The sequence below is a fragment of the Lentzea indica genome, from assembly GCF_012184385.1.
GTDB lineage: Bacteria > Actinomycetota > Actinomycetes > Mycobacteriales > Pseudonocardiaceae > Lentzea > Lentzea indica.
In genome coordinates this window covers 74,899-98,757 of record NZ_VSRL01000005.1, presented here as the reverse complement: position 1 = coordinate 98,757, position 23,859 = coordinate 74,899, and the positions used below count along the sequence as shown (strand labels likewise).

The 23,859-nt window shown below is 67.7% G+C and carries 25 protein-coding genes, 1 tRNA gene and 1 pseudogene; 15 read left to right on the top strand and 12 right to left on the bottom strand.

Annotated elements, in window-relative coordinates; translation table 11 throughout:
- Nucleotides 1-95: 95 nt before the first annotated feature.
- A pseudogene (locus FXN61_RS02830) lies at nt 96-696 on the bottom strand (DUF3662 domain-containing protein); the annotation flags it as partial.
- Between the two features lie 117 nt (nt 697-813).
- Here FXN61_RS02830 and FXN61_RS02825 point away from each other — a divergent pair.
- The 4 genes from FXN61_RS02825 (at nt 814) to FXN61_RS02810 (ending at nt 3,401) form a co-directional block, all read left to right on the top strand.
- Nucleotides 814-896: transfer RNA gene (locus tag FXN61_RS02825), tRNA-Leu, on the top strand.
- A gap of 88 nt (nt 897-984) precedes the next feature.
- Complete coding sequence (locus tag FXN61_RS02820; RefSeq protein ID WP_167969889.1) at nt 985-1,797, top strand: NADP-dependent oxidoreductase; 813 nt, start codon at nt 985-987, stop codon at nt 1,795-1,797.
- Nucleotides 1,798-2,112: 315 nt separating this feature from the next.
- Nucleotides 2,113-2,730, top strand: a complete 618-nt coding sequence (locus FXN61_RS02815; protein WP_167969888.1) for a hypothetical protein — start codon at nt 2,113-2,115, stop codon at nt 2,728-2,730.
- A gap of 14 nt (nt 2,731-2,744) precedes the next feature.
- The gene (locus FXN61_RS02810) at nt 2,745-3,401 is read left to right on the top strand and encodes an NAD(P)H-binding protein (protein WP_167969887.1); all 657 of its coding nucleotides are present in this window, start codon (nt 2,745-2,747) and stop codon (nt 3,399-3,401) included.
- Here the strand turns inward: FXN61_RS02810 and FXN61_RS02805 are convergent.
- Entirely contained in the window at nt 3,398-4,678 is a 1,281-nt protein-coding gene (locus FXN61_RS02805) for a D-arabinono-1,4-lactone oxidase (RefSeq protein WP_312877510.1), read from the bottom strand. The two genes, FXN61_RS02810 and FXN61_RS02805, sit on opposite strands and share 4 nt — an antisense overlap.
- A gap of 86 nt (nt 4,679-4,764) precedes the next feature.
- Between FXN61_RS02805 and FXN61_RS02800 the strand changes: the two genes are divergently transcribed.
- Nucleotides 4,765-5,946, top strand: coding sequence for an amino acid deaminase/aldolase (locus FXN61_RS02800; protein WP_167969885.1), 1,182 nt, complete (start codon nt 4,765-4,767; stop codon nt 5,944-5,946).
- Here FXN61_RS02800 and FXN61_RS02795 read toward each other — a convergent pair.
- Nucleotides 5,943-6,557, bottom strand: coding sequence for a TetR/AcrR family transcriptional regulator (locus tag FXN61_RS02795; protein ID WP_312877509.1), 615 nt, complete (start codon nt 6,555-6,557; stop codon nt 5,943-5,945). The two genes, FXN61_RS02800 and FXN61_RS02795, sit on opposite strands and share 4 nt — an antisense overlap.
- Before the next feature lie 113 nt (nt 6,558-6,670).
- Between FXN61_RS02795 and FXN61_RS02790 the strand changes: the two genes are divergently transcribed.
- The 4 genes from FXN61_RS02790 to FXN61_RS02775 are packed head-to-tail and all read left to right on the top strand — an operon-like array spanning nt 6,671 to nt 10,182.
- Nucleotides 6,671-7,918, top strand: a complete 1,248-nt coding sequence (locus tag FXN61_RS02790; protein ID WP_167969883.1) for a GH1 family beta-glucosidase — start codon at nt 6,671-6,673, stop codon at nt 7,916-7,918.
- 40 nt (nt 7,919-7,958) lie between these two features.
- The gene (locus tag FXN61_RS02785; protein WP_167969915.1) at nt 7,959-9,119 is read left to right on the top strand and encodes an MFS transporter; all 1,161 of its coding nucleotides are present in this window, start codon (nt 7,959-7,961) and stop codon (nt 9,117-9,119) included.
- Nucleotides 9,119-9,898, top strand: a complete 780-nt coding sequence (locus tag FXN61_RS02780) for an SDR family NAD(P)-dependent oxidoreductase (protein WP_167969881.1) — start codon at nt 9,119-9,121, stop codon at nt 9,896-9,898. Before FXN61_RS02785 ends, FXN61_RS02780 begins: the two co-directional genes overlap by 1 nt.
- 41 nt (nt 9,899-9,939) lie before the next feature.
- A complete protein-coding gene (locus FXN61_RS02775; protein ID WP_167969879.1) occupies nt 9,940-10,182 on the top strand; it encodes a three-helix bundle dimerization domain-containing protein in 243 nt (80 codons plus the stop codon).
- Nucleotides 10,183-10,431: 249 nt separating this feature from the next.
- Here FXN61_RS02775 and FXN61_RS02770 read toward each other — a convergent pair whose 3' ends face one another.
- On the bottom strand, nt 10,432-10,791 hold the full coding sequence (locus tag FXN61_RS02770) for a hypothetical protein (protein WP_035909125.1): 360 nt from the start codon (nt 10,789-10,791) through the stop codon (nt 10,432-10,434).
- Nucleotides 10,792-10,804: 13 nt separating this feature from the next.
- Entirely contained in the window at nt 10,805-11,038 is a 234-nt protein-coding gene (locus tag FXN61_RS55045; RefSeq protein WP_312877512.1) for a hypothetical protein, read from the bottom strand.
- A 246-nt stretch (nt 11,039-11,284) separates the two neighbouring features.
- Between FXN61_RS55045 and FXN61_RS02765 the strand changes: the two genes are divergently transcribed.
- The gene (locus FXN61_RS02765; RefSeq protein ID WP_167969877.1) at nt 11,285-12,667 is read left to right on the top strand and encodes a helix-turn-helix domain-containing protein; all 1,383 of its coding nucleotides are present in this window, start codon (nt 11,285-11,287) and stop codon (nt 12,665-12,667) included.
- A 152-nt stretch (nt 12,668-12,819) separates the two neighbouring features.
- The gene (locus tag FXN61_RS02760) at nt 12,820-13,101 is read left to right on the top strand and encodes a hypothetical protein (protein WP_089949382.1); all 282 of its coding nucleotides are present in this window, start codon (nt 12,820-12,822) and stop codon (nt 13,099-13,101) included.
- Nucleotides 13,102-13,182: 81 nt separating this feature from the next.
- Here the strand turns inward: FXN61_RS02760 and FXN61_RS02755 are convergent, their stop codons facing one another.
- Nucleotides 13,183-13,902 (bottom strand): SDR family oxidoreductase, encoded by a 720-nt coding sequence (locus FXN61_RS02755; protein ID WP_167969875.1) that lies wholly within the window; start codon nt 13,900-13,902, stop codon nt 13,183-13,185.
- Nucleotides 13,903-13,989: 87 nt separating this feature from the next.
- Between FXN61_RS02755 and FXN61_RS02750 the strand changes: the two genes are divergently transcribed.
- Entirely contained in the window at nt 13,990-14,832 is an 843-nt protein-coding gene (locus tag FXN61_RS02750; protein WP_167969873.1) for a LysR family transcriptional regulator, read from the top strand.
- Here FXN61_RS02750 and FXN61_RS02745 read toward each other — a convergent pair.
- The 4 genes from FXN61_RS02745 to FXN61_RS02730 form a co-directional block, all read right to left on the bottom strand.
- Nucleotides 14,810-15,829, bottom strand: a complete 1,020-nt coding sequence (locus FXN61_RS02745; protein ID WP_167969871.1) for a CopD family protein — start codon at nt 15,827-15,829, stop codon at nt 14,810-14,812. The genes FXN61_RS02750 and FXN61_RS02745 overlap by 23 nt on opposite strands.
- Nucleotides 15,826-16,362: a copper resistance CopC family protein gene (locus FXN61_RS02740; protein WP_167969869.1), complete on the bottom strand. Its 537-nt coding sequence runs from the start codon at nt 16,360-16,362 to the stop codon at nt 15,826-15,828. The genes FXN61_RS02745 and FXN61_RS02740 overlap by 4 nt, the downstream gene beginning before the upstream one ends.
- Complete coding sequence (locus tag FXN61_RS02735; RefSeq protein WP_312877508.1) at nt 16,359-17,072, bottom strand: YcnI family copper-binding membrane protein; 714 nt, start codon at nt 17,070-17,072, stop codon at nt 16,359-16,361. Before FXN61_RS02735 ends, FXN61_RS02740 begins: the two co-directional genes overlap by 4 nt.
- Nucleotides 17,073-17,140: 68 nt before the next feature.
- A complete protein-coding gene (locus tag FXN61_RS02730) occupies nt 17,141-17,656 on the bottom strand; it encodes a hypothetical protein (protein ID WP_167969865.1) in 516 nt (171 codons plus the stop codon).
- A 58-nt stretch (nt 17,657-17,714) separates the two neighbouring features.
- Here FXN61_RS02730 and FXN61_RS02725 point away from each other — a divergent pair, with 58 nt between their 5' ends.
- On the top strand, nt 17,715-19,364 hold the full coding sequence (locus tag FXN61_RS02725) for a BCCT family transporter (RefSeq protein ID WP_167969863.1): 1,650 nt from the start codon (nt 17,715-17,717) through the stop codon (nt 19,362-19,364).
- On the opposite strand, the gene FXN61_RS02720 is transcribed toward FXN61_RS02725, so the two are convergent.
- Complete coding sequence (locus FXN61_RS02720) at nt 19,342-19,776, bottom strand: DUF6474 family protein (protein ID WP_167969861.1); 435 nt, start codon at nt 19,774-19,776, stop codon at nt 19,342-19,344. The two genes, FXN61_RS02725 and FXN61_RS02720, sit on opposite strands and share 23 nt — an antisense overlap.
- 82 nt (nt 19,777-19,858) lie before the next feature.
- Here FXN61_RS02720 and FXN61_RS02715 point away from each other — a divergent pair, with 82 nt between their 5' ends.
- Complete coding sequence (locus FXN61_RS02715) at nt 19,859-21,502, top strand: TM0106 family RecB-like putative nuclease (protein ID WP_167969859.1); 1,644 nt, start codon at nt 19,859-19,861, stop codon at nt 21,500-21,502.
- Here the strand turns inward: FXN61_RS02715 and FXN61_RS02710 are convergent.
- On the bottom strand, nt 21,499-22,257 hold the full coding sequence (locus FXN61_RS02710) for an SDR family NAD(P)-dependent oxidoreductase (RefSeq protein WP_167969857.1): 759 nt from the start codon (nt 22,255-22,257) through the stop codon (nt 21,499-21,501). The two genes, FXN61_RS02715 and FXN61_RS02710, sit on opposite strands and share 4 nt — an antisense overlap.
- Nucleotides 22,258-22,550: 293 nt before the next feature.
- On the opposite strand from FXN61_RS02710, the gene FXN61_RS02705 reads away from it, so the two are divergent.
- Complete coding sequence (locus tag FXN61_RS02705; protein WP_167969855.1) at nt 22,551-23,852, top strand: UDP-glucose dehydrogenase family protein; 1,302 nt, start codon at nt 22,551-22,553, stop codon at nt 23,850-23,852.
- Nucleotides 23,853-23,859: the final 7 nt, after the last annotated feature.

Below are 23,859 nucleotides of genomic sequence, written 5' to 3'. Positions count from 1 at the left end.
ATCGTGACCTGAGTTGACACGGGAGAGGTATGTACAACGGTTATGGTCGGCGACCACACCGTGAGATGTGCGGATTGTCCAAGGGGTGTTTGATCCTGGTCGTAGCCCTGCTGCTGGCCATACCTGTTCGTAACCCTGCTGGCCGTAGCCCTGTTGCTGGCCGTAGCCCTGCTGGTCGTATCCCTGCTGGCCGTAGCCGCCCTGACCATAAGGGTCCTGGCCGGGCTGGCCCTGTCCTTGTCCGTAGCCGGGTGGCTGGCTCATGGATCGGTCTCCTGCGGTGCGAGGTGGTGCTGACCGTCGGCTGGCCGCTTTCACGTCGGGGTCGACGGACGAGCTGGTTCGGAACTGTCCGGTGTGCAGCGCCTCGGAGCGCTCCAGGGAGACTACGACGTCACCATAGGTATCCCATCCGGACTCGGCCAGGTGCTCTCGCAGGCCCTCTGCGAGAAGCTGGGTGATGCGTAGTTCATCCTGCTCATCGCCCGCAAGACGCTCGTGGTCCCGGGCTCCGAGCAACACTTTGTAGTGGTTGGGGGCTAGCAGTCTGCCACCCGCGAGCTCGCGGATGTTGCTGTCACCCTCCCGTTGCAGCGCCTGTGCCACCTCTTGGGGCACCACGTTGCCGCCGAACACCCGCGCGAAGGTGTTGCCGACCAGACCCTCCAGCTTGCGCTCGAAGCGTTGCAGGCCCACGTCAACTCCTTCCGCTCGGACCGGCTCCTGTACCGATCGTATCCGGGTACGACGGCGCCGACAGGGGGCGATTAGGAACCTCGTTTCGGTGCGTGCTAGTGTTTCCAACGTCTCCAGGGGCAAGTGGCGGAATGGCAGACGCGCACGGTTCAGGTCCGTGTGTCCGAAAGGACGTGGGGGTTCAACTCCCCCCTTGCCCATCCAAAGACAGATGGAACCCCCCTCGCAGAATCGCGAGGGGGGTTCTTTCGTTGACCGGCAGTATCGGATTCCTTGATCCAACAGGTGATGTCTGTCACTCGTTCGGGGGTCGGCATGTGGGCGATAGCGGCACGGGATTTCGGGGCACAGCTCGAACTCGTGGAGCTTCCGGAGCCTGAAGCGGGTCCGAACGAGCTCAAGGTCCGGTTGTTCGCCGCGAGCGTGAACCCGTTCGACCGCAAAGTCGTCGACGGGATGCTTCGCGGTTCCACTCCTCACGTGTTCCCGTTGGTTCCGGGAACTGATGGGGCTGGTGAGGTCGTCGGTTCCGGAGAGAGGATTTTCGGCACCTTCTTCCACCGCCCCGCCGGCATCGGTACATACGCCGAGTACGTCACAGTTCCGGCAGGGAACGCGTTGGCTCCGCTGCCGGAAGACCTCGATCCCGCCGTTGCCGCCGCATTGCCGACCGCGGGTATGACGGCGTTGCAGTTGGTCGAGTCGTTGGGTGACGCGAAATCCGTGCTGATCGTCGGGCCCAACGGCGGCGTCGGGTCGTTCGCCGTGCAGATCGCCCGTGCGGCGGGCAAGCGGGTCATCCCCGTGGGCCGCGGTGATTCGCTGGTCGAGGCCGACGCGCTCATCGACCTCGTGAGCGCCGACCGCTCGTCGTTCGAGGCGAACGCGCGCTACGCGCCGTTGGCCTTCAACACCAACTACGTCTCCAGCGATCCGGCGCAGAACTTCGGCATGAAGGGGTCGCGGGAAACGTTGGTGCGGCTCGCGTCGATGGTTCAGGCGGGAGACCTGGACGTGCCGATCGCCCGCCGCGTCCCGCTGCGCGAGGCTGTTGATGTTTCCGCAGGTCATGGACCTGGCAAGACCGTGATCATCATGTAGGTGGTCGTTCTGGCGCGGTGAACGGTCGACGGACGGTGACCGGTACCGCTGACCGGCATTTTGCCCTCACGCCTGACGGACACACTCTGAGCAGGTCTTTTGGTGCGTCCATCCGGATTAACGTCACCCAGACGGCAGCACCGTAGGACCGAACTCCCCGCGCCACTCTTCGACCGGTCACCGACCGGTCGGCGCCGTCGATCGCAACAGGCTCTGCGACCTGCAGAAGGGCCGCGCGCTTACTGCTAAGCCTTATGCAGAGCACGAGTCGAATCGCGGCGGATCCCCCGCCGCGGGTGGCGAGGAGGCACTGGCGTGAGCAGCACCCCAGCACGGATCGCGGCACTCGACAGCGCAAGCGGACTGTCGACCACCGCAGTCCCGGTTCCGGAACTGCCCGCGTCCGTCGAGGAGTTGGCAGCCGCCGCGGCGATCCGCCTCGGCTGGCACGGCGTGGTTCTCCCCGAGATGGTCCTGATGGGCCGCAAGGTCGTCGTCGTGGCCGAGCTCCTGGCCGACGCCCACGCCGAGCGCGTGTGCGTGGGTGCGGGCCCCGAGGCCGACAAGACCACCGTCTCCACCTGGGTGTGGCCCGAGATGGAAGGCCGCGTCCCGCCGTCCGCCGTCCGCATCGTCGGCGTCATGGCCGTCGCCCGCCACTGGCGCACCGCGCTCGCGTCCGCCGTGCCCTTCGCCCGCTACGGCAACGCCGCGGTCGTCATGCCGGAGTCGGTCGCCTTCTCACACGACTACCTCGCGAACTGCCTGCCCCGCGTGCGCCGCTACGGCGTCTCGGTTCTGCTGGCCGACGACGACAAGGACCTCTCGGTCGACGTGTCCGGCCGCCAGGAGCACGTGCCCGCAGAGGACACCGCCATCACCCGCTGGGTCAACGAGCTGGTCTACGAGCAGGTGCTCGCCACCGCTTCCTGATCTACCGTCGGGGCATGCGAGTAGTCATAGCCGGCGGACACGGGCAGATCGCGCTGCTTCTCGAGCAGCAGCTGGCCACCCGTGGAGACACGGCAACCGCACTGGTCCGCAACCCCGATCACTTCACCGACGTGCAGGAAGCCGGAGCCGTTCCGGTGTTGTGCGACCTGGAGTCCGCCGATCTGGACTCGGTCGCCGCGTACATGAACGGTGCTGATGCCGCGGTGTTCGCCGCCGGCGCCGGGGCTGGTTCAGGAAGCGCTCGCAAGGACACCGTGGACTACGGGGCCGCCGCCCTGTTCGCCTCCGCTGCGGTCGAGGCAGGGGTGCGGCGGTTCGTCCAGGTCTCCACGGTGGGCATCGAAGCGGCCGACTCTCCTTCTGTGGACCCGGAGTTCGCGGTCTACCTGAAGGCCAAACGGTTGGCAGAGGAAGACCTGAAGCCGCGTGATCTCGATTGGACGATCCTGCGGCCGGGTCCGCTCGTGAACGACGCGCCGACCGGGCTGGTCACGCTGGCGGCGCCTCGGTTGCCACGGGCTTCCGTCACGCGGGCAGACGTTGCCGCTGTGCTGGCGGAGTTGTTGACCGCGCCGAACACGATCGGCAAGACGCTGGAGCTGGTGAACGGCGAGACGCCGGTCGCCGACGCCGTGCGCGCGATCCTCTAACCGAGCACCCGGTCCAGGTAGGGGTTGCTGAACGTCCTGCCTGGATCGACTTCGTCCCGCACCCGCAGGAAGTCGTCGAAGTGCGGGTACAGCGGCCGGAGCTCGGTTGCCGTCAGGTCGTGCATCTTTCCCCAGTGCGGGCGGCCGCCCACGGAGGCGGCGATGCTCGCGTAGGCGTCGAAGAAAGCCTTGTACTGCATGCCAAGCGCCTGATGCATCGAGATGTACGCGGTGTCGCGGCCGGACGCGGTCGACAGCCAGATGTCGTCGGCCTGCGCGACGCGCACCTCGCACGGCACGATCAGCGCGTCCCGGTCGCCGAGCTTGTTCGCCACCACGCGGAGTTCGGCGATCACGTCCATCAGCGTCTCGCGCGGGATCGAGAACTCGGTCTCCACGAACCGCACACGCCGGGGCGTCACGAAGACGTTGTGCGAGTAGTCCGAATAGGACCGTTCGGTGATCAGCGAGCCGCAGAGTTCGTTCAGACGCCGGGTGTAGCGCGGGAAGGTCTTGGCCACCTTGCACACCGCGCCGAACGCGGCGTTCTCCATGACCTCGTACTCCCACGTCTGCCGGAGCTTCGACAACGGCTTCGCGGGCTCGGGGATCCTGTTGTTGCGCTTGAGAATCACGCGGTCCGAGTGCGTGAACCAGTGGAACTCGACGTGGTCCTCGACCGCGCACAGGTCGTCGAACTGCTCCAGCACGGCGTCGAGGTGGCCCGGCGTTTCGGAGGCCTGCAGCACGAACGAAGGCACGCAGCGGAGGGTCAAGGTGCTGATGACGCCCAGTGCGCCGAGCCCGACGCGGGCGGCGTTGAACAGGTCAGTGCGTTCGGAACGAGAACACGTCACAACCGAGCCGCCGGCCAGGACCAGTTCCAGGGACTCGATCGCCGTGGCCAGGACGCCGAGTTTCGCGCCGGTGCCGTGAGTGGAGGTCGAGACGGCACCTGCGACGGTCTGGGCGTCGATGTCACCGAGGTTCGGCATGGCCAGGCCCAGCCGGTGAAGGTCGGCGTTGAAGGTGCGCAGCGGCGTGCCGGCGCGGACGGTGACCAGGCCGGTTTCCGTGTCCGCGCGCACGATTCCCGTCCAACGGTCCAGGTCGAGCGCTGTTTCCGGCGCGACCGCGATGTCGTTGAACGAGTGACCGCTGCCCCGCGCGCGGACACGGCCGGCGGACATGACCGCCGCCGCGATCTCGTCCGTGCTCGACGGGTGGACGATGCGCGTTGGGGTGCACGAAGCAGTTCTAGCCCAGTTCGTCCACACGCGAACCTCCACAAGAGTGTGACTTGACACAGCAACGTAGGTGAAAGCTCTTCACGTTTCAAGGGTTGGCGACGTACCGTCAAGGCATGCGCAGAACTCGACTCGACACCGCGACGAAGGATTTGGATCCTCCGTTCGCGATCGTCGACCTGGACGCCTTCGACCACAACGCGGCGGACCTCGCCCGTCGCGCTGCCGGTCACCCGATCCGGGTCGCGAGCAAGTCGATTCGCGTGCGTGACCTGGTGAGCAGGGCGCTCGACCGGCCCGGCTACTCCGGGGTGATGTGCTACTCGCTGGCCGAGGCGTTGTGGCTGTCCGAGCAGAACGTCAGCGAGGACCTGCTGGTCGCGTATCCGACGGCTGACCGGGCAAGCCTGCAGAAGCTCGCCGCGAACGAAACCGCACGTCAGCGGGTCACGATCATGGTCGACTCCACCGAGCACCTCGACTTCGTCGACGCCGCGATCGGGCCGCACTCCGACATCAGGGTCTGCCTGGAGCTGGACGTCTCGTGGAAGCCGTTTCCCGGCATCCACATCGGTCCGCGCCGTTCGCCGATCCACACACCGGCCCAGGCGAAGGCGCTGGCCGCCAAGATCAACCAGCGGCGTGGCTTCACGCTCGTCGGCGTCATGGCGTACGAGGGGCAGATCGCGGGGCTCGGTGACAACCCTCCTGGTCAGCCGCTCCGCGCACTGGCCATCCGCGCCATCCAGAGCAAGTCCGGTCCCGAGCTGATCCATCGCAGGACCGCCGTCGTCAGCGCGGTCCGGCAGATCGCCGACCTGGAGTTCGTCAACGGTGGCGGCACCGGGAGCCTCGAGCTCACCGGCTCCGACCCGTCGGTCACCGAGCTCGCGGCGGGGTCGGGTCTTTTCGGGCCGACGCTCTTCGACGGCTACCAGGCGTTCAGGCCGGAACCCGCGGCGCTGTTCGCGTTGTCCGTGGTGCGCAAGCCGAACAAGCGCACGGCGACGTTGTTCGCCGGCGGCTACATCGCGTCCGGCACGCCGACTCCCGACCGCCAGCCGTCGCCGTACCTGCCGGCTGGACTGAAGACGCTCGGCCTCGAAGGAGCCGGCGAGGTGCAGACACCTGTCACCGGCAAGGCGGCGGAGCAGCTGAGGATCGGCGACCGCGTCTGGATGCGGCACGCCAAGGCGGGCGAGCTCTTCGAGCGGTTCGACGAGGTGCACCTGGTGCACGGTGACCGCATCGAGCGGACCGTGCCCACGTACCGCGGCGAGCGCCGCAACTTCGGCTAGGCGGGCAGGCGCGACGACAGGTAACCCCTGATCAGGGCCCTCGCCTCGGCGAGGATCGCCGGGTCGCCCATCGCGCTCTTGCGGAACGCCATCTTCATCACGGCGTCGGCCGCCTCGACGGCGATCGCGATCGGCAGCTGGACCTCGCCCATCGGGATGCCGAAGTTCACCGAGATCAGCTCGGAGATCTTGTCGGAGATGACGGCGTTGTTGTCACGGCGGTCGTCGAGCAGCCGCATGTCCACGACATCACCGAAGTGCAGCCTCCCGAACGCGGGGATCTCGCGGTGCATCGTCACGTAGACGTCGAACACCGTGTCCACGGCGTCCCACCAGTGCTCGAGCGTCGCCTGCCCGAGCCGTTCGGTGATGCCTTGGGAGAACTTGTCGACGTTGCGCAGCGTCAGGGCCTGCACGACGGCTCTCTTGTCGGGGAAGAACTGGTACAGCGAGCCGACCGCCACACCCGCTCTCTCCGCGATCAACGTCGTGGTGACGCCGTCGTAGCCCACCTCGTCGATCAGGGTCGCGCAGGCCTCGAGCATTCGCTCGACTCTCTTGGCACTGCGCTGCTGGACGGGCTGACGGCGAAGCGGGGTGGTGCTCGTCACGGCGACTCCCAGTGGTTCGGGTGCTTCCATCTTGCCTGTTGTACGGCCTCTTCACTTCCCTGAACCTGTCAACACGCCTACGATCCGAACAAGTTTCACATTTTGGAGGATCGATGAGCGACTTCCTCTGGGGAGTGTCGACGTCCGCGTTCCAGATCGAGGGCGCGTTCGATGCCGGCGGTCGGGGGCCATCGGTGTGGGACGAGTTCACTCCAATACACGAGAACCAGAACGCATCCGTTGCGTGCGACCACTACCACCGGTGGCGCGAGGACGTGGCGCTCATGACCCAGCTCGGGGTCAACGCGTACCGGTTCTCCATCGCGTGGCCGCGCATCCAGCCCTCCGGCAAGGGGCCTGTCAACGCCGAGGGACTCGACTTCTACGACCGCCTGGTCGACGCCCTTGTCGATGTCGGCATCGCCCCCGTCGTGACGTTGTACCACTGGGACACGCCGCTGGAGCTCGAAGCGGAAGGCGGGTGGCTCAACCGGGACATCGCCGACCGGTTCGCCGACTACACCTCGCTGGTCGCGGACCGTCTCGCCGACCGCGTGAAGATGTGGATCCCGATCAACGAGCCCGCGATGGTGACGTTGCAGGGCTACGCGATCGGTGAACACGCACCGGGCAAGACGTTGCTGTTCGACGCACTGCCGACCGCCCACCACCTGAACCTCGCTCACGGTCGTGCGGTCGAGGTGCTCCGTTCGTTCAACGCGCACCAGGTCGGTACGGCGAACAACCACACGCCTGCCTGGCCCGCCACGCCCGCAGACCAGCCCGCCGCCGACGCGTACAGCGAAATCCACAACTGGTTGTACGCGGATCCGCTTCTGTCGGGCCGATATCCGGACGCAGTCGCCGACCTCCTGCCTATCGTCGAGGGTGATCTGGAGACGATCCACCAGCCGCTCGACTTCTACGGCGTGAACTACTACAACCCGACGCGGTTGAAGCTCCCGTCCGAGGGCAACCCGCTGCCGTTCGAGCTGGTCGAGATCGACGAGTACCCGCGGACCGCCTTCGGCTGGCCGGTCGTGCCGGCCGGACTGACCGAGATGATCAACGCTCTTCGCGAGCGACACCCGGGCCTGCCGCCGGTGTACGTGACCGAGAGCGGCTGCAGCTTCCCGCAGGAGATCGAGGACGCCGAGCGGATCTCGTACCTCGACGGACACCTCAACGCCGCGCGGGAGGCGGACGTCGCCGGGTACTTCGTGTGGTCACTGCTCGACAACTTCGAGTGGGAGGCCGGATATTCGCAGCGCTTCGGCCTGGTCCACGTCGACTACGAGACGCAACGCCGCACGCCGCGCGACTCCTTTCACTGGTACAGAAGGGTGATCAGTGGTGAGTGAGGCGCTCGCTGAGCCGGTGGTGCGTGTCCGCCGCGGCTGGATGGCGTGGTTGTTCGCCGCGAACCTGGGGCTGTGGCTGGCGGTCTACGCACCGATCCAGGTGCTGTTGCCGCAGCAGGCCGAACTGCTGGACCGGGCGAACAAGGAGTTCGTGTTCGGTGTCGTCACAGGCTTCGGCGGACTGGTCTCGCTGCTCGTGGTGCCGTTGATCGGCTTCATGTCCGACCGCACGACCTCGCGGTTCGGTCGTCGCCACCCGTGGACGCTCGGCGGCGCGATCATCGGTGCCGTCGGCCTCGGCGTGCTGGCCAACGCGCCTTCGGTCGTCGTGATGACCATTGGCTGGTGCCTGGTGCAGGCCGGGATCGGCGGCATGCTCGCCGCGCTGACCGCGGTCGTGCCGGACCAGGTGCCGGTCGTGCAACGTGCGCAGGTCGGTGGGTTGATCGGGATCAGCCAGATGCTCGGCACCGTGCTGGGCGCGGTCGTGGTGACGCTGCTGGTCAGCGGTCTGCCGGCCGGGTACTCGGCGTGCGCGGTGATCGTGGTGGTCGGCGCGCTGTTCTTCGTGCTGAGGACGCCGGACACGCAGCTCGTCCTGAAGCCGGTGCGGCCGACGTTCTGGATCTCGCCGCGTGAGCACCCGGACTTCGCGTGGGCGTGGGGTGGTCATCTGATGATCAACCTCGGCAACGCGTTCGGGACGCTCTACCTCCTGTACTTCCTCGGCGACGTGGTGCACCACGAATCTCCCGAGGACGGTCTGCTGGTGCTGATGGCGCTTTACGGGGTGGCGCTCGCCGCAGGAGCGGTGCTGTTCGGCGCACGAAGTGATCGTTCAGGGCGTCGCAAGCCGTATGTCTACGGCGCTTCGGCCGTGATGGCGCTGGCGGCGCTGATCCTGGTGATCTGGCCGACCTGGACCGCGGTTCTCGTCGCTTCTCCGCTGCTCGGCGTCGGGTTCGGCACGTACTGGGCGGTCGCGATCGCGTTGCTGACCCAGGTGCTGCCCGCGGCGTCCGATCGGGCCAAGGATCTGGGCGTGCTGAACGTGGCCAACGCGTTGCCGCAGGTCATCGCCCCCTTGCTCACCGCCTTGATCTTGGCCAACCTTGGTGGCTACCGCGGCCTGTTCGCGGTGTCGGCGTTGGCGACGACGCTGGCGGCGGTGTTGATGAGTCGAGTGCGATCGGTGGTCTGATGCAGCTGTCGGGCAAGAGGGTTCTGGTCACGGGAGCGTCCCAGGGGATCGGTGCGGAGGCCGCGTTTCGATTCGCGGCGCACGGCGCGCACGTCCATCTTGTGGCCCGAAGCGCCGAACTGCTTGATCTACAGGTCAAACGGATCATCGAATTCGGCGGCTCGGCGTCCGCTCACACGGCCGATCTGGCGGACGCCGAGCAGATTCGCGCGCTCGCTGAGGAGATCGAGACGCCGGACGTGCTCGTCAACAACGCCGGCGTCGGTCGCTGGCTGTTCCTGGACGACACCTCGGCCGACGAGCTGCAGACGATGATCGCCGTGCCGTACCTGGCGGCGTTGCTGCTGACCAGGGAGTACTTGGGCGCCATGCGTTCCCGCCGGTCCGGCTGGATCGTCAACGTGAACTCGCCGGTGTCGCGGCTGCCGATTCCCGGTTGCGTGGGCTACCAGTCGTCGCGGTGGGCACTTCGCGGTCTGACTGCTTCGTTGCGGCTCGACCTGCGCGGTACCGGCATCGGGGTGAGTGAAGTGGTGCCGGGCAAGGTGTCCAGCGAGTACTTCAACAACAACCCCGGTGCGGAGGAACGGATCCCGGCGATCGCCAGGCTGATCCCGACCGTGACGCCGGCCCAGTGCGCGAAGGTGATCGTCGACGCCGTGGAGAAGGAACGGCCCGAGCACCTGTTCCCGTGGCAGCTCAAGGCGTTCGAGATCTCCGGCCGGCTCTTCCCCGGTCTGACCTCTTACCTGACCTGGAAAACGGGTACGCACCGCTGAACCTGGGAATCCCCTGGCCACAAGCCGAGGGAGGGCACCCCATGAACCGGATCGACGGCCACCTCGTCCGCGACCCGCACGACCTGCACGCCGATGTCCAGGACCAGTTGAGGCAGGCGGCTGCGGAGGTGCATCGCCGCGTCGGCGACCAGTTCGACGAGCAGACCGTTCAGCGTGCGGTGCAGGACGCTTACGCGGAAATCGTCGACCACGCGAAGGTCGAGTCGTTCCTGCCGATCCTCGTTGCGCGGGCAGCGGAGGAGAAGCTCGAAGAAGGCGCCTGAGAGCAGTGGAAACGGCCCCTTGCCTGCGCGGGAGGTGCAGACGAGGGGCCGAAGCTGGTGACCGCGGACCGGTGCCGGTCGGGGAGGGAAGGTGCACGTCACCGGCCCGCGGGAATCTGTGGAGTTTGGTGAGCTGACCGGGGTCCGCGATGTCGCGGTCGGGGGTTCGCGCATCGCGGACCACCGGTCAGTAGGCGGTTTGCAGACCTGGTCGTGTCGGGGGGACGCCAGGTCAGTCGCAAACGCCCGTTAGTGGGCTCGAGCCACCGCGCGGCGGGTCCTGGTGACAGGAGGAGTCACAGGAGCCTCGCGCAGATGGCGAGCCGGGCGCGGGGCGAGTCCGCCCGCAACCAGGTGTTCGTACGCGGCGCGCCACACCGAGCAAGGTGACTTCTGCTGGCGCCAACGGCCGGAGCACTCAGGGCAGTTGCCCTTCTCGTCCGGCTCGTGCGCTGCCAGCAGAGCACGCCATCCCTCGGTCAGCCGAGGGAGCTCGGATCGAGCCACCGACAGGAGGGACGGGGCGTCCGCGCGGCTCGCCAGCTCCGTGAGCAGGTCGAGACGTTCCCACACAGCGTTGCGAAGAACCTGTCCGAGGATCGCGTCCATCGAAACGTCACCGTCACCTTTCCGCCTGGTCGGCGGCTTCGCGTAGCGCAGCCCTGAGCTGTACGAGCTGGTCGTGGGACAAGACTGCCGTCTCCCCGGGAGGGCCTACCAGGACCACTTGGCCCTGAACGACCTTCACGGTGAGCTGGCGGTCCCGGTCGACCACGTCGCCGCAGCTGATCTGCCACGTCCGACGTTGCCCGGTCGTGCCGCGCCATGTGGATTCGGAGTCATCCGTCTCCACAATGGAGGTGGAGTACGGGGAGGAGCTGTCCACTATCGGTCGTTCCTCTCCGTGCTCACTCGCTTACCGGAATCTAGATTGCGATGATTCATGCCGGAACGGGACGTCACAGCGCCCACCGGTGGAAGTCTTACGGTGAGCGGTAAGTGGTGTTCGGCAGAGCCGATCAGCTCCGCCGAAGAGGACTTCTCGACTCGGGGACCTGCCCCTAGTCTGCCGATGACGCCCAACGGACTGTGAGGGTGCGCGATGAACACCATGAGTTCCCAGGGCTCTCCGATCCCCGCTGAGGTGTGGGACCACCAGGAGATGCGGGACGCACTGGCCCGACGAGAGATCAGCTCGGTCTACCGGCTGCTCCGAAGGCACGGCGTCTCCCAGCGCCAGATCGCGGCACTCACGGGTCAGTCGCAGTCCGAAGTCTCGGAGATCCTCAAGGGACGCCAGGTGATGGCATATGACGTCCTGACTCGGATCGCCTGTGGCTTGGGTGTCCCACGTGGATACATGGGTCTCGCTTACGACGAGACAACGGCAGTGAGGGTGGCCGCAACCGCGGACTCACCCCATCCTGAGGAGGACGAGTCGGTGAAGCGTCGGAAGTTCCTCGCGCACGCCGCCGCCGTGACAGTCGGCGCGGCCGTGTTCGGAGCGGACTCCGGGTCGTGGGTTTCACACCCCACACAGACTCCGGCTCCGGGACGCATCGGCATGACCGATGTGCGCCAGGTCGAAGCGGCGACGCGGGCTCTGCGTGCCCTGGACTACCAGTACGGCGGCGGTTCCTGCCGCGACGCGGTGGTTGCCCAGCTGTCCTGGGGACAGCAGATGCTCGGTGCGAACTCAACGGAGATCGTTCGCCAGCGCCTCTACGTCGCGCTGGCCGACCTGCACAACCTTGCCGGCTGGACGTCGTTCGACACGGGCCTGATGGACTCGGCCCGCAACCACTTCGGCCAGGCCCTCGACCTCGCCAAGCAGGGTGAGAACGAGGCGCTGATGGCGAACATCCTGTACCGCATGGGCCGCGTGTACTTGCACCAGAACGCCCCGGACGACGCGCTGAAGGTGTTCCAGCTGGGTCAGCTGGCCGCGCAGAACTCCGGTTCCGAACTGGCGGTCGGCATCCTGTGCGCGAACGAGGCCTGGGCCTACGCGAAGATGGGTTCCGACGAGCAGGCGCTCAAGCTGCTCGGACGCGCGCGCGACGAGTTCTCCCGCGCGAACGTCACAGAGGCCCCCGCCTGGGCCAAGTTCTTCAACGAGATCGACCTCTCGTCCATGATCGGCACGGTGCACACGGAGCTGGCACAGACGGTGGACGCCAAGTACACGAGGACCGCGATCCCCGCGCTGTCCAAGGCGATCAACAACTTCGGTGACGAGTACGCGCGCAGCCGCTCGTTCAACCTGACCTCGATGGCGATCAACCACCTGCTCGAGGGCGACATCGACCACGGAGCCAAGATCGGCCGTCAGGCCGTTGACCTGTCGGAAAGCCTCAAGTCGGTGCGCACGAAGCAGCGCATGGAGCCGTTGCGCCAGGAGGCCGAGAAGCGCCGCAACAACCCGGAGGCCCGCGAGCTGGCCGACCGCGTCGCCCGCTTCACCGGAGCCGACACGGCCGCCTAGCCTCATCTCGTTTGGGCCCCTTAGCATCACTTTTGGATGGTGTGGGACACGAACCGGTAACGCCAGGACCTTCGCACACGAATGCAGCATCGACGGGCAAGAAATCCACGCCTAAGGTGCGGCAGGTCGGGGCGAAGGACGAGGTGCGGCGCGTGAGCCTTACTCGGAGGTGGCGTTCCAGGAGAGCGCTGCGGTCCGCGCAGTTGCTCGACGAGGTGGTGGACACCCAGCTGCCGCTGCTGGCGGCGTTCGACGAGGAGCGACGGCGTCGATCTGCCGACTACCTCGCGGAGCTCGTGGCACTGGCGCAGGACTACCGCTACTACGCCAACGGCTGGATCGACAGTCGCGAGCTGGACCGCCGCGGTCAGCGGACGATGAACCGGCTGGCGCGGATGCGCGAAGAATCTTCGGCTCGACTGATCACCGACTAGTCCGTTCGTGCGCAGCTCGTCGCGCCGATCGGACCACTCACCGAGTCCGGCCCGAGTCTGCGGATGTTTCACGTTGAACAATCACCAGGGCACCGATCCGCTGTGGTCGAACAGTCCGCCGGTCGGACCGTCGTCGGGCAGGGTGGCCAGCCTGATCGCGATCCTGGCTCCCTCCGCGGGTGTGTCGGTCCCCTGGAAGCCGTTGAGATCGGTCGCCACGTATCCGGGGCACGCACCGTTGACCTTGATGTTCTCCAGTTCCTTGGCGTACTGGACGGTGATCGCGTTCAGGTACGTCTTCGACGGCGAGTAGGTCCCGCTGACCCCGCCGAGGCTGACACCAGGTGTGCTTTGCAAGGTCAGCGATGCGACGTGGCTCGACAGGTTCACGATTCGCGGCCTCTGTGAACGGCTCAGCAGCGGCAACAACGCGTTGGTGACCCGGACGACGCCGATCACGTTCGTCTCCAGCACCGCCCTGATGCTCTCCGGCGTCGTCGTGGACGGCTGGTCCGGCCACCCTCCGGCGATCGCGGCGTTGTTGACCAGCACGTCGAGTCGGCCGAACCGCTCCTCGAACAGTGCTGCTGCTTCGGTGGCGCTCTCGTCGTCGGTCACGTCCAACGGTACGAAGAACGCGTCAACGCCCTCCGCCTGCAGTTTCGCCGTCGCCTCCTCGCCTCGTTGACGGTCCCGCGCGCCAACCCCGACGCTCATCCCCAGTGCGCCGAGCCCTGCCGCGATCTCGTACCCGATGCCCTTGTTCGCGCCGGTGACCAGCGCAATCGTCTGTTCGCTCATGCCTTTGATCGTGGTCGGACACGCGTTCAAGACCAACATCACTTCGGTGTGGCAGCGATACCCGGCCGGTATCGATAGCGTGGACGGGTGGAGACCCGAGAGCTTCGGTACTTCGTCGCGGTCGCGGAAGAACTGCACTTCGGCCGGGCCGCCGACCGTCTCGGCATCGCCCAGCCACCGCTGTCGCGGACGATCGCCCAGCTCGAACACCGGCTCGGCGTCGCGCTGCTGACCCGCACCAGCCGCAAGGTGTCGCTCACCGACGCCGGCGCGGTGCTGCTGGCCGAAGGAACGGCGATCCTCGGTGCGATTGCCGCGGCCGAGAGGCGTACCCGCAGCGTCGACCGGCCTTCGCTGGTGCTGGCCGCCAAGGCCGGTGGTTCGAACGAACTCCTGGCGAAGCTGCTCGACGCCTACGCCGCCGAACCCGGTGCGGTCGCCGTCGACCTGCTGCTGTGCGAGGCCCACACCCGGCAACCGCTGCTCGACGGTCGGGCCGACGTGGCGATCCTGCACGAGCCGTACGACTCGACCGCGGGTCTCGACGTCGAGGCCCTGCGCACCGAGAGCCAGTTCGCGATCCTGTCGACCTCGCATCCGCTGGCCGGCGCGGCGCAGCTGCGGATGGCCGACGTCATCGACCTGCCTGAACTCGCGCGCTGGCCGGAGCCCGACGGCACCTACCTTCCCGGCCCCGGCGTGGAAGTGCACAACCTGACGCAGCTGTTCCAGATGATCGCGCTCGGCCGTGCGATCGCGGTCATGCCGGAAGTCGTACGCACGGGCCTGCTCGAAGGCCTGACCGCGATACCGGTGGTGGACGCGCCGAAGGTGACGACGGCGATCGCGTGGCCATCGCACAGCAGGTCGCGTGCCGTGGCCGACCTGGTCCGGGTGGCGACGGAGGTCAGCTCACCGGGGCCCGGCTGAGCACCACGGCGAGCCCGAACGCGACGCCCATGATGGTCACCTCCAGCACCGCCCACTGCACGATCGCGGTGACCTTGTGCTGAGAGATCTTCGGTAGCAACCGCCACCGGATGTGCGCGCCGAGCACCGCGATCAGCACCGCGCACACGGTCTTGCCGATGAACAGCAAGCCGTAACCGGTCGTGAACATCGACTGCGGAAACGGGACGACGGGGTTGAGGATCAGCTCCAGCAGCCCGTTGAACAGGCCTGTCACCGCGACGACGATCAGGCTGATGGTCGCGACCTTCGAGAACTTCGGCAGCGCGATCGCCAGCAGCCCCTTGCGGTAGGCGACCAGCGCCATCAACGCACCGAGCCCACCGGTCCACGCCGCGGCGCCCAGCACGTGCAGCTCCATGGAGACCATCGAGTAGTCGTGGTACTTCCAGTTGGAGGCGTGCCCTGTCACCGGGATCGGCAGCAGTCCGAACATCGAGATGAGAATCCGCAGCTCAGCGGGCACGGACTCGCCGCTGCGCACGGCCATCACGCCGATCACCACGTAGACGAACGCGCAGGCCGCGCTGAAGAGCAGGCCCTTGCCCGCGCCGACCGTCGCGATGTAGTCGATGGCGTTGCCGATGCTGACGTCGCTGCCCGGCCGCAGCTCGGCGGCCTGCAGCACGATCGCCAGCAGAGCGGTGACCACCCAGACCGCGGCGGCGATGACCGCTGCCGGCCTGGCGATCCTCATGACGGGTTCGGTGTGCGTCGGCCGGTCGAAGCCGAGCAGCTTCGGCAGGATCGACAGCCCGACGACGATGGTCGCCGAGACGTCGAGCAGCACCCGTGTGACCGGCAGGCCGTACCGGACCGCCGCCCCGGCGTCCACCACACCGGCGACCACGAGCGGTGGTGCCAGCACCAGGCCGAGCGCGATGCCCGCGAGTGCGCCGAAGACGAGCCCGGCGAGCACGCGGTAGTGGGTGGGGGCGGTGGTCCGGACGTCGCTCATGCCTTCGTGCCTCCGCCACCGCCGCGCAGGGCGAAGAAGACGCCACCGCCGAGCAGCACCACGGCGCCGACGATCCACACCCAGATGGGCAGGCCGTCGCTCGAACCGTCGCTGCCGGACGCCGTGTTCGCGCTCGTCGGCGCGGTGGGCGTGCCGGTGCCGTCCTTCGTGAGCGTGAACGTCAGCTCACCGGACACCGGGTGGCCGTCCGCGGACAGGATGCGATAGCCGATCTTGTACTGCCCGGCCTTGCCGAGCGCGTTGACCTTCGTGGAGACCGCGTTGTCCTTGATCGTCGGGTCGCCCGCGACCTCGTAGTGGCCGCCGTTGGCGTCGACGACAGAGATCGTGTTGATGCCCTGGCCGCCCTGCACGTCCTGGTCGAACGTCAGCGTGACGGTCGACGGGCCGACCTCCAGCGAGGTCTTGTCCTTCGGGTCGCTGCTGATCAGAGCGTTGTGCGCCGCCGCGGGGGCGGCCGTGACGAGCACGGCCGCACCAGCGATCAGGCACGCGATGAATGCGCGCTTCATGCCTTGCGCCTCGAACGCAGGATCGCGCCGACGCCGAAGCCCAGGCCGAGCGCGCCGACGGCGAGACCGGCGCCACCGAGGTAGCGGGCGGTCTTGTCGGAACCGGCAGCCGACGCCTGGTGCGTGTCGGTGCTGCTGTTGGCGGCCGGCGTCGTGCCGTGGCCACCGTGGCCGTCGTCACCGGCCTTCTTCGGGGCGAGCTTCAGCGCGGGCGCCGGGTGCTCCGGCTCCTTGCCGTCGGCGCCTGGCGCCTGGCTCCAGTCCACGACCTCACCGTTCTCGTACGTCTGCTTGGTCGGCAGGAGCAGCGTGTCCTTCTCCGGAAGGGTGCCGAGCGCGACGAAGAACTCCTGGTACTCGTTGACCCCGATCTTCACGCCGGGCTCGGCGGTCCAGGTGATCGTCTTGAACGCCTCGGTGACCTCCTTGCCGGCGATGGTCACGGGCTTGTCGAGCTTGCCCTTGACGGCCTCGGCCTTCCAACCGGCCATTGGCTTGGTGCGCACCGAGGTGAGCGGGGTGTCCTGCGGCAGCGTCACCTCGATCTTGGTGGTGCCTGCGTTGTCCCGCTCGTTCGGGACGCGGAACGCGAACGTCGCGCGGCCGCCCTGGGTGAACTCGGCCGGCTGAGCGCTGACGTGCGCCGATGCGATGGTCGGGGTGCCGAGCACGGCGATGCCGGCCACGGCTAGAACGGCGAGCGTGCGCACGCCAAATCGATTTGTCGACATGAAGTTGTGGCTCCTGATTGCCAAAGGGATTGGGGGGATTCGGGGTGTCAGGAACCACAGGGCGGGCCGCGCCGCCCGTTGGCACGCCTCAAGTGCGTGTAGTGCGCGTTCTGCACGTAAGGCGTGCTGGTGAACGTCCGCACCGGCTTGGTGACCGGCAGCGGCGTGAGCCTGCGGGGGATCAGGCGAGTGATCGCGGAGAACAGCCTGAACAGGGCGTTCTCCGCGTGGAACAGGAGCAACCCGGTCAGCGTCGCGGCGACGAGGTGCGCCAGGAACATCTGCCCGGTGAGCGTGTTCGTGTGCTCGTGGTTCACCCAGGTCAGCAGCAGGTGCTGCGCGAGCTGGGCCGTACCGAGCCCGGTGATGACCGAGAGCTTCCCGGTGCGCTTGTCGGCGAGACTCGACGCGGCGAACGCGATGAGCACCACCAGCGGCAACGCGTGGATGAACTCCGACAGCTCTCCGCCGCCCAGCCCGTGAGCGGCGATCGTGAGCGTTGCAGAGGTCAGCGCGAGCCCGGCACCACGCAGGGTGCGCAACTCACTCGACCGTGTGCTCACCGGGCTGAGGGTAATCGGAGGAGTTTGCCCCGGTCCACGAACGGGTAAGTAGGGCCGCATGCACAACCAATGCGACCAGCCGGGCCGTACCGACCGGGTCGTGTTCGGCGTTGCCGCTGGTCTGACGCTTGCGTTCGTGACCTGGGGAATCGTTGGCACGGACTCGCTGGCCTCGGTGTCGAAGACGGCGATCGGCTGGATCATCCAGCATCTGGGATGGGCCTTCGTGATCTCGGCCTCGGGGTTCGTCGTCTTCGCGCTGTGGCTTGCGTTCAGCCGTTACGGCAAGATCCCGCTCGGCAGAGACGACGAGAAACCCGAGTTCAAGACCGTTTCGTGGGTCGCGATGATGTTCAGTGCCGGTATGGGCATCGGCCTGATGTTCTACGGCGTCAACGAGCCGCTGACCCACTTCGTGAAGCCGCCGCCAGGTAGCGAGGGTGATCCCCTCGAAACGGCGATGGCCACCACGCTGTTCCACTGGACGTTGCACCCGTGGGCGATCTACGCCGTTGTCGGCATCGCCATCGCGTACGGCAGCTTCCGCCGTGGCCGGTCCTCGCTGATCAGCTCCGCCTTCGCGCCGCTCCTGGGGCGTCGGGCGGCGTCCGGCTGGGGACGTGCCATCGACGTCATGGCGATCTTCGCGACGTTGTTCGGGTCGGCGGCGTCGCTCGGCCTGGGCGCACTGCAGATCGGGAGCGGGCTGGAGGCCGCCGGCTGGGCGGGCAACGTCGGCAAGGGCGCACTGGTCGCGATCATCGCGATCCTGACCGTGGCGTTCGTCGCGTCCGCCGTCTCCGGTGTCGCGAAGGGCATCCAGTGGCTCTCGAACATCAACATGGTGCTGGCGGTGACGCTGGCGCTGTTCCTGTTCGTGGTCGGCCCGACCGTCTTCATCCTGAACCTGGTGCCCACCGCGCTCGGCGACTACTTCCGCGAGCTCGCGAACATGGCAGGACGGACCGCTGCCTCCGGTGGCGACGCGACGGAGACGTGGCTGTCCGGGTGGACGATCTTCTACTGGGCGTGGTGGATCTCGTGGACGCCGTTCGTCGGCATGTTCATCGCGCGGATCTCACGCGGCCGCACGATCAAGCAGTTCGTGGCGGGCGTGATCCTCGTGCCGTCCGCCGTGTCGCTGGTGTGGTTCGCGGTCCTGGGCGGGACGGCGATCTTCGAGCAGCGCAGCGGTGTCGACCTGGCCGGCCAGTCGACGCCGGAGTCGCAGCTCTTCGCGCTGCTCGACCAGTTCCCGCTGGCGGCGATCGCCGGTGTCGTCGTGATGGTGCTGGTGGCGATCTTCTTCGTGTCCGGTGCGGACGCAGCCTCGATCGTGATGGGAACGCTCTCCCAGGAAGGCACCATTCGGCCGAAGAAGCCGGTGGTGGTCTTCTGGGGTGTGCTGACCGGTGCCGTCGCCGCGGTGATGTTGCTGGTCGGCGGGTCCAACGCGCTGACAGGCCTGCAGAACCTCACGATCATCGCGGCCTTGCCGTTCATGGTCGTGATGGTCGGGCTGTGCGTGTCGTTGGCGAAGGACCTGCGCACCGACCCGATGATCAAGCGTGAGGAGCGGGTCGCCGAGGTCATGGAGGAGGTGACCGCGCACCTCGATCCAGGACAGGTGGTCGAGGAGGCCGCTGTCAGGGCCGTGGCCGAGGTGACGGGGAAAGCACCGGACGTCAGCGCACGTTCAGGCGCCTGAGCAGTTCCTGCTCCAGCATCTCCAGATCGGTTCCGACGGCCCGGTGCGCGGCTTTGCGCCGGGCCGTCGGCATGCGTTCGGCAGCGCGCACCGCGGCGAGGAGTTGCGCCAGCCGTGCTTCCGTCTTCGAAACCCACTCGGAATCGGAAGCCCGTAATGCGTCCAACGACTCCGAAAAGCCGACAATCCGCGCGTGCAGCCGGGCGCCGTACCCGGAGTACTTCCCGATGTCGGCGACGTCGATGCCGAGCCTGCGCGCCCGGTACCGGTCGTACTGCTCGCTCAGAATCCCGGCTCCGCGGGCGATCACAGGGGCCAGCACCGGAATGAGCGCGGGGGCCACCACCTTTGCCACTCCGACCAGGTTCTTGGCCCTGCTGGGCGTGATCAGATGCCCGGTTTTGCGCGCCATTCGGGTACACCTCCTCCGTCACGTGAAACTTACTGCCCAGGTTGCTGACACATCAGGTCGACGCGCGACATACCCTGCTTCCGTGACTTCCCAGGTGCAGCTCGACGCCGGCGTGGTCACTCGTTGTCGGCGGCGGGTGCACCTCGAAAACGATCCGGAGATGCGCGACGCCCCCAAGGCGGCGCCGGATCCGGCTTCGGAACAACGGAAAGCGGACGCCTACGACCACCGGCGTGCGGTGGCGGACGCGCTCGGCCGGATCGTCGGCTCGAACCTCTTCGAGGTGCCGACCGGGCCGGATGTTCGCAGTGCGGATCGTGAACGCGTCACGCTCGCCGCGATGGAGATGGGCGCGCCGTACATCTGGGGAGCCGCGCTGCCTCGTGACACGCGTGGTGGGCGGCGGGGTGGGATCGACCTGCTGGTCAAGGACTCCACCGGGTACGTGCCGGTGCTGGTGGTGCGGCACAAGATCACCGATCCCGGCCAGGGGGCCAGGACCAGTCCGTTGACCGTGCCGTTGCCCGGCAGCAGCCGCACGGACCCGCACCGCAAGGTCCGGCCGCAGCCGCGTGACCAGCTCAGGCTCGCTCACGCGCAACGGCAGCTGCAGGCCGCCGGGTACGCGACGAACGGGCGCGCGACCGGTGGCGTGATCGGCATGGACGCGGACGTCGTGCTGTGGCACGACCTGGAGGCGCCGACGTGGCCGGGTGGCCGCAACGCGCTGGCCGAGTACGACGCCAGGTTCAGCGACAGGCTGGCCGTGGCGCTCGCCGCCGTGAACCAGAAGGACCCGCTCGCCAGGCCGTCGCGGATCGTCGACTGCAAGACGTGCCCGTGGTGGCCGACGTGCGACAACGATCTCAAGCGAGGCCGGGACGTCAGCCTGGTCGTGCGCGGCGAGGACGCCGTGGCGCTGCGGAAGGCCGGCTTGTCCACTGTGGACGAGCTGGCTGCGTTGGATCCACGGGATGACGGGCCGGTCCAGCTCGTGGGCATGCCGTTCGGGGACGCCGTGGTGCTGGCGCGTGCCTGGCTGCGCGACCTGACGCTGGTGCGCAGGGTGCCCGAGATGAACGTGCCGCGCGCGGACGTCGAGGTCGACGTCGACATGGAGAGCTTCGGCGATCTCGGCGCGTACATGTGGGGCTGCCTGTTGTCCGGAAAGGACATCGACGAGGAGCACGGCTACCGCTCGTTCGTCACGTGGGACGCGCTGCCGTGCGATGACGAAGCGCGCTCGTTCGCCGAGTTTTGGACCTGGCTCACGGGGGTCAGGTTGCGAGCGAAAGCGCGGGGCCTCAGCTTCCGTGCCTACTGCTACAACGAGCTGGCGGAGAACCGCTGGCTGCTGGCGTCGGCGGAACGGTTCGCGGGCAAGCCCGGCATTCCGACGGTGGCGCAGATCAAGGAGTTCATCGAGTCGGACTCCTGGGTGGACCTGTTCGGGATCGTCCGCGAGCAGTTCCTGTGTGCGCACGGCAAGGGCCTGAAGATCATCGCGCCGGCCGCGGGGTTCTCGTGGCGGGATCCGGAGGCCGGCGGCGAGAACTCCATGCGCTGGTACCGGGCCGCGGTCGGGATGAACGGCGACACGCTCGACACCGATCAGCGGCGGCGGCTGCTCGAGTACAACGAGGACGACGTCCTGGCCACCCACCGCCTGCGCGAGTGGATGACCTCGGACGCCATGTCACGTCTGCCGTACGCGGGAGATCTCTAGCGAGGCGCCATGCGAAGAGCGCCGTCCATGCGGATGACCTCACCGTTCAGGTAGTCGTGCTCGACGAGCGAGACCGCGAGCTGCGCGTACTCGGACGGCTGGGCCAGGCGCTTCGGGAACGGCACGCCGGCGGCGAGGCCCGCGCGGAACTCGTCGGAGACCGTGGCGAGCATCGGGGTGTCGACGATGCCGGGCGCGATGGTCAGCACGCGGATGCCGACGTTGCTGAGGTCACGCGCCGCCGGAAGGGTCATGCCGACGACGCCGCCCTTGGACGAGGCGTAGGCGACCTGGCCGATCTGGCCGTCGAACGCCGCGATCGACGCGGTGTTGATGATGACGCCGCGGGCGCCGTGCTCCAGTTCCTCGGTCTTGCCCATCGCGGAGGCGGCCAGGCGGAGCACGTTGAACGTGCCGATCAGGTTGACCTCGATGATCTTGCGGTAGAGGTCGAGGTCGTGCGGGCCGGTCTTGCCGACGGTGCGGGACGACGGGCCGATGCCCGCGCAGTTCACCGTGATGCGCAGCGGGGCGCCGGAACCTGCAGCGGTGTCGACGGCGGCCTGGACCTCTTCGCCGGAGGTCACGTCAGCGGTCAGGTAGGTGACGTTCTCGACGACGTCGGCCTTCTCGATGGCGCTGGGCAGGTCGAGCGCGAACACCTGCGCTCCACGCGCCGCCAGCGCACGTGCGGTCGCGCCGCCGAGACCGGACGCGCCACCGGTGACGATGGCCGCGGTACCCGAGATCTCCATGCCTTCATCCTCCTCGAAGCGAACTGCTCGCGAGGAGGTTAACGCTCGTTACCTGGACATCAACGGTCGGTCCAGTGGAGCAGCGCCACCAGAGGCACCGCTGCCAGCAGCGCGAGGGCGATGAAGATCGTCGCGAGACCCAGGATTCCCATGCCTGAACTGTGCCGTTCGAAGGTGTTCGCCCACATCGTCCGCGCCGGTAGACCTCTGGTAGGAGATCTGTCACGGTCAGCTACGACGAAAGTCGTACGTAGTTCTCCCTGCGGCCAACTGGGGCTGCCAGCCTCACCGGCATGTTCGCGCGTCGCATCGCGGTTGTAGGCACCGGTTATGTCGGCCTGACCACGGGAGCCTGTCTCGCTTCCCTCGGGCACCGCGTGGTCTGCGCGGACGTCGACTCGCTCAAGGTGGCGCGGTTGCGCGCCGGGCAGGTCGACATCCTCGAACCAGGACTCGCCGAGCTCGTCGTCGAAGGTCAGGCGGCCGGGCGGCTGGAGTTCGTCGTCGGTGCCGCCGAGGCGGTTCGCGATGCCGAGGTCGTGTTCTTCTGCCTGCCCACGCCGATGGGCGCTGGCGGTGCGGCGGACCTGAGCGCCGTCGAGTCGGTCGCGTCGGAGATCCGTGAGGTGCTGCCGTACGGGGCGGTCGTCGTCACCAAGTCCACAGTGCCGGTGGGTACTTCTGGACGCGTGCGCGCGCTGCTCGGTCGTGAGGACGTCGCGGTGGTGTCGAACCCGGAGTTCCTTCGTGAAGGCACGGCCGTGCGCGACTTCCTGCACCCGGACCGGATCGTGGTCGGCTCGGACTCACCCTCCGCGGCTGAGCGGGTGGCCGCGCTGTTCGCCAAGCTCGGTGCGCCGACCGTGCTGATGGACGCCGCCAGCGCCGAGATGGTCAAGTACGCGGCCAACTGCTTCCTCGCGATGAAGCTCTCGTACGTCAACGCGGTCGCCGAGCTGTGCGAACTGCTGGGTGCCGACATCGAGTCGGTGTCCGAGGGCATGGGCTACGACAAGCGGATCGGGCAGTCGTTCCTGCGGCCGGGGCCGGGCTGGGGCGGGTCGTGCCTGCCGAAGGACACGCACGCGATGGTGCAGATCGCCGAGGCGGTCGGTGTCGACTTCGGACTGGTCCGGTCGACGATAGAGGCCAACGTCCGCGCGCAGATGCGGGTCGTGGACAAGGTGCGTGCCGCGTGCGGCGGCTCGTTGGCCGGCGTGCGGATCGGCGTGCTGGGGCTCGCGTTCAAGGCGGGCACCAACGACCTGAGGGACTCGCCCGCGCTGGCCGTCGCGGAGCAGCTGGTGCTGGAGGGTGCCGAGCTCACCGCGTTCGATCCGGAGGTGACGGGGCCGATCGCGGGGATGTTGCTGGTCGACGACCCGTACCAGGCGGTCAAGGGCGCGGAGGCCGCGGTGCTGCTGACCGACTGGCCGGTGTTCCGCACGCTCGACTGGGTGCGCGTCGCCGAGGTGATGGACGGCCACGTCGTGGTCGACGCCCGCAACCACCTGGACGCCGACGCGTTGTTGCGCGCCGGGCTGCTCCATTCGGGCGTGGGGCGTGCATCACTCGGAGTCACGCAATTTAGTTAGCGTCGCA

What these genes read in the sequence shown, in the direction of transcription:
- FXN61_RS02820 (WP_167969889.1), top strand. Translation starts at nt 985, where the DNA reads ATGTCTGTCACTCGTTCGGGGGTCGGCATGTGGGCGATAGCGGCACGG.
- FXN61_RS02810 (WP_167969887.1), top strand. Translation starts at nt 2,745, where the DNA reads ATGCGAGTAGTCATAGCCGGCGGACACGGGCAGATCGCGCTGCTTCTC.
- FXN61_RS02800 (WP_167969885.1), top strand. Translation starts at nt 4,765, where the DNA reads ATGCGCAGAACTCGACTCGACACCGCGACGAAGGATTTGGATCCTCCG.
- FXN61_RS02790 (WP_167969883.1), top strand. Translation starts at nt 6,671, where the DNA reads ATGAGCGACTTCCTCTGGGGAGTGTCGACGTCCGCGTTCCAGATCGAG.
- FXN61_RS02785 (WP_167969915.1), top strand. Translation starts at nt 7,959, where the DNA reads ATGGCGTGGTTGTTCGCCGCGAACCTGGGGCTGTGGCTGGCGGTCTAC.
- FXN61_RS02780 (WP_167969881.1), top strand. Translation starts at nt 9,119, where the DNA reads ATGCAGCTGTCGGGCAAGAGGGTTCTGGTCACGGGAGCGTCCCAGGGG.
- FXN61_RS02775 (WP_167969879.1), top strand. Translation starts at nt 9,940, where the DNA reads ATGAACCGGATCGACGGCCACCTCGTCCGCGACCCGCACGACCTGCAC.
- FXN61_RS02770 (WP_035909125.1), bottom strand. Translation starts at nt 10,791, where the DNA reads ATGGACGCGATCCTCGGACAGGTTCTTCGCAACGCTGTGTGGGAACGT.
- FXN61_RS02765 (WP_167969877.1), top strand. Translation starts at nt 11,285, where the DNA reads ATGAACACCATGAGTTCCCAGGGCTCTCCGATCCCCGCTGAGGTGTGG.
- FXN61_RS02755 (WP_167969875.1), bottom strand. Translation starts at nt 13,902, where the DNA reads ATGAGCGAACAGACGATTGCGCTGGTCACCGGCGCGAACAAGGGCATC.
- FXN61_RS02745 (WP_167969871.1), bottom strand. Translation starts at nt 15,829, where the DNA reads ATGAGCGACGTCCGGACCACCGCCCCCACCCACTACCGCGTGCTCGCC.
- FXN61_RS02740 (WP_167969869.1), bottom strand. Translation starts at nt 16,362, where the DNA reads ATGAAGCGCGCATTCATCGCGTGCCTGATCGCTGGTGCGGCCGTGCTC.
- FXN61_RS02725 (WP_167969863.1), top strand. Translation starts at nt 17,715, where the DNA reads ATGCACAACCAATGCGACCAGCCGGGCCGTACCGACCGGGTCGTGTTC.
- FXN61_RS02720 (WP_167969861.1), bottom strand. Translation starts at nt 19,776, where the DNA reads ATGGCGCGCAAAACCGGGCATCTGATCACGCCCAGCAGGGCCAAGAAC.
- FXN61_RS02710 (WP_167969857.1), bottom strand. Translation starts at nt 22,257, where the DNA reads ATGGAGATCTCGGGTACCGCGGCCATCGTCACCGGTGGCGCGTCCGGT.
- FXN61_RS02705 (WP_167969855.1), top strand. Translation starts at nt 22,551, where the DNA reads ATGTTCGCGCGTCGCATCGCGGTTGTAGGCACCGGTTATGTCGGCCTG.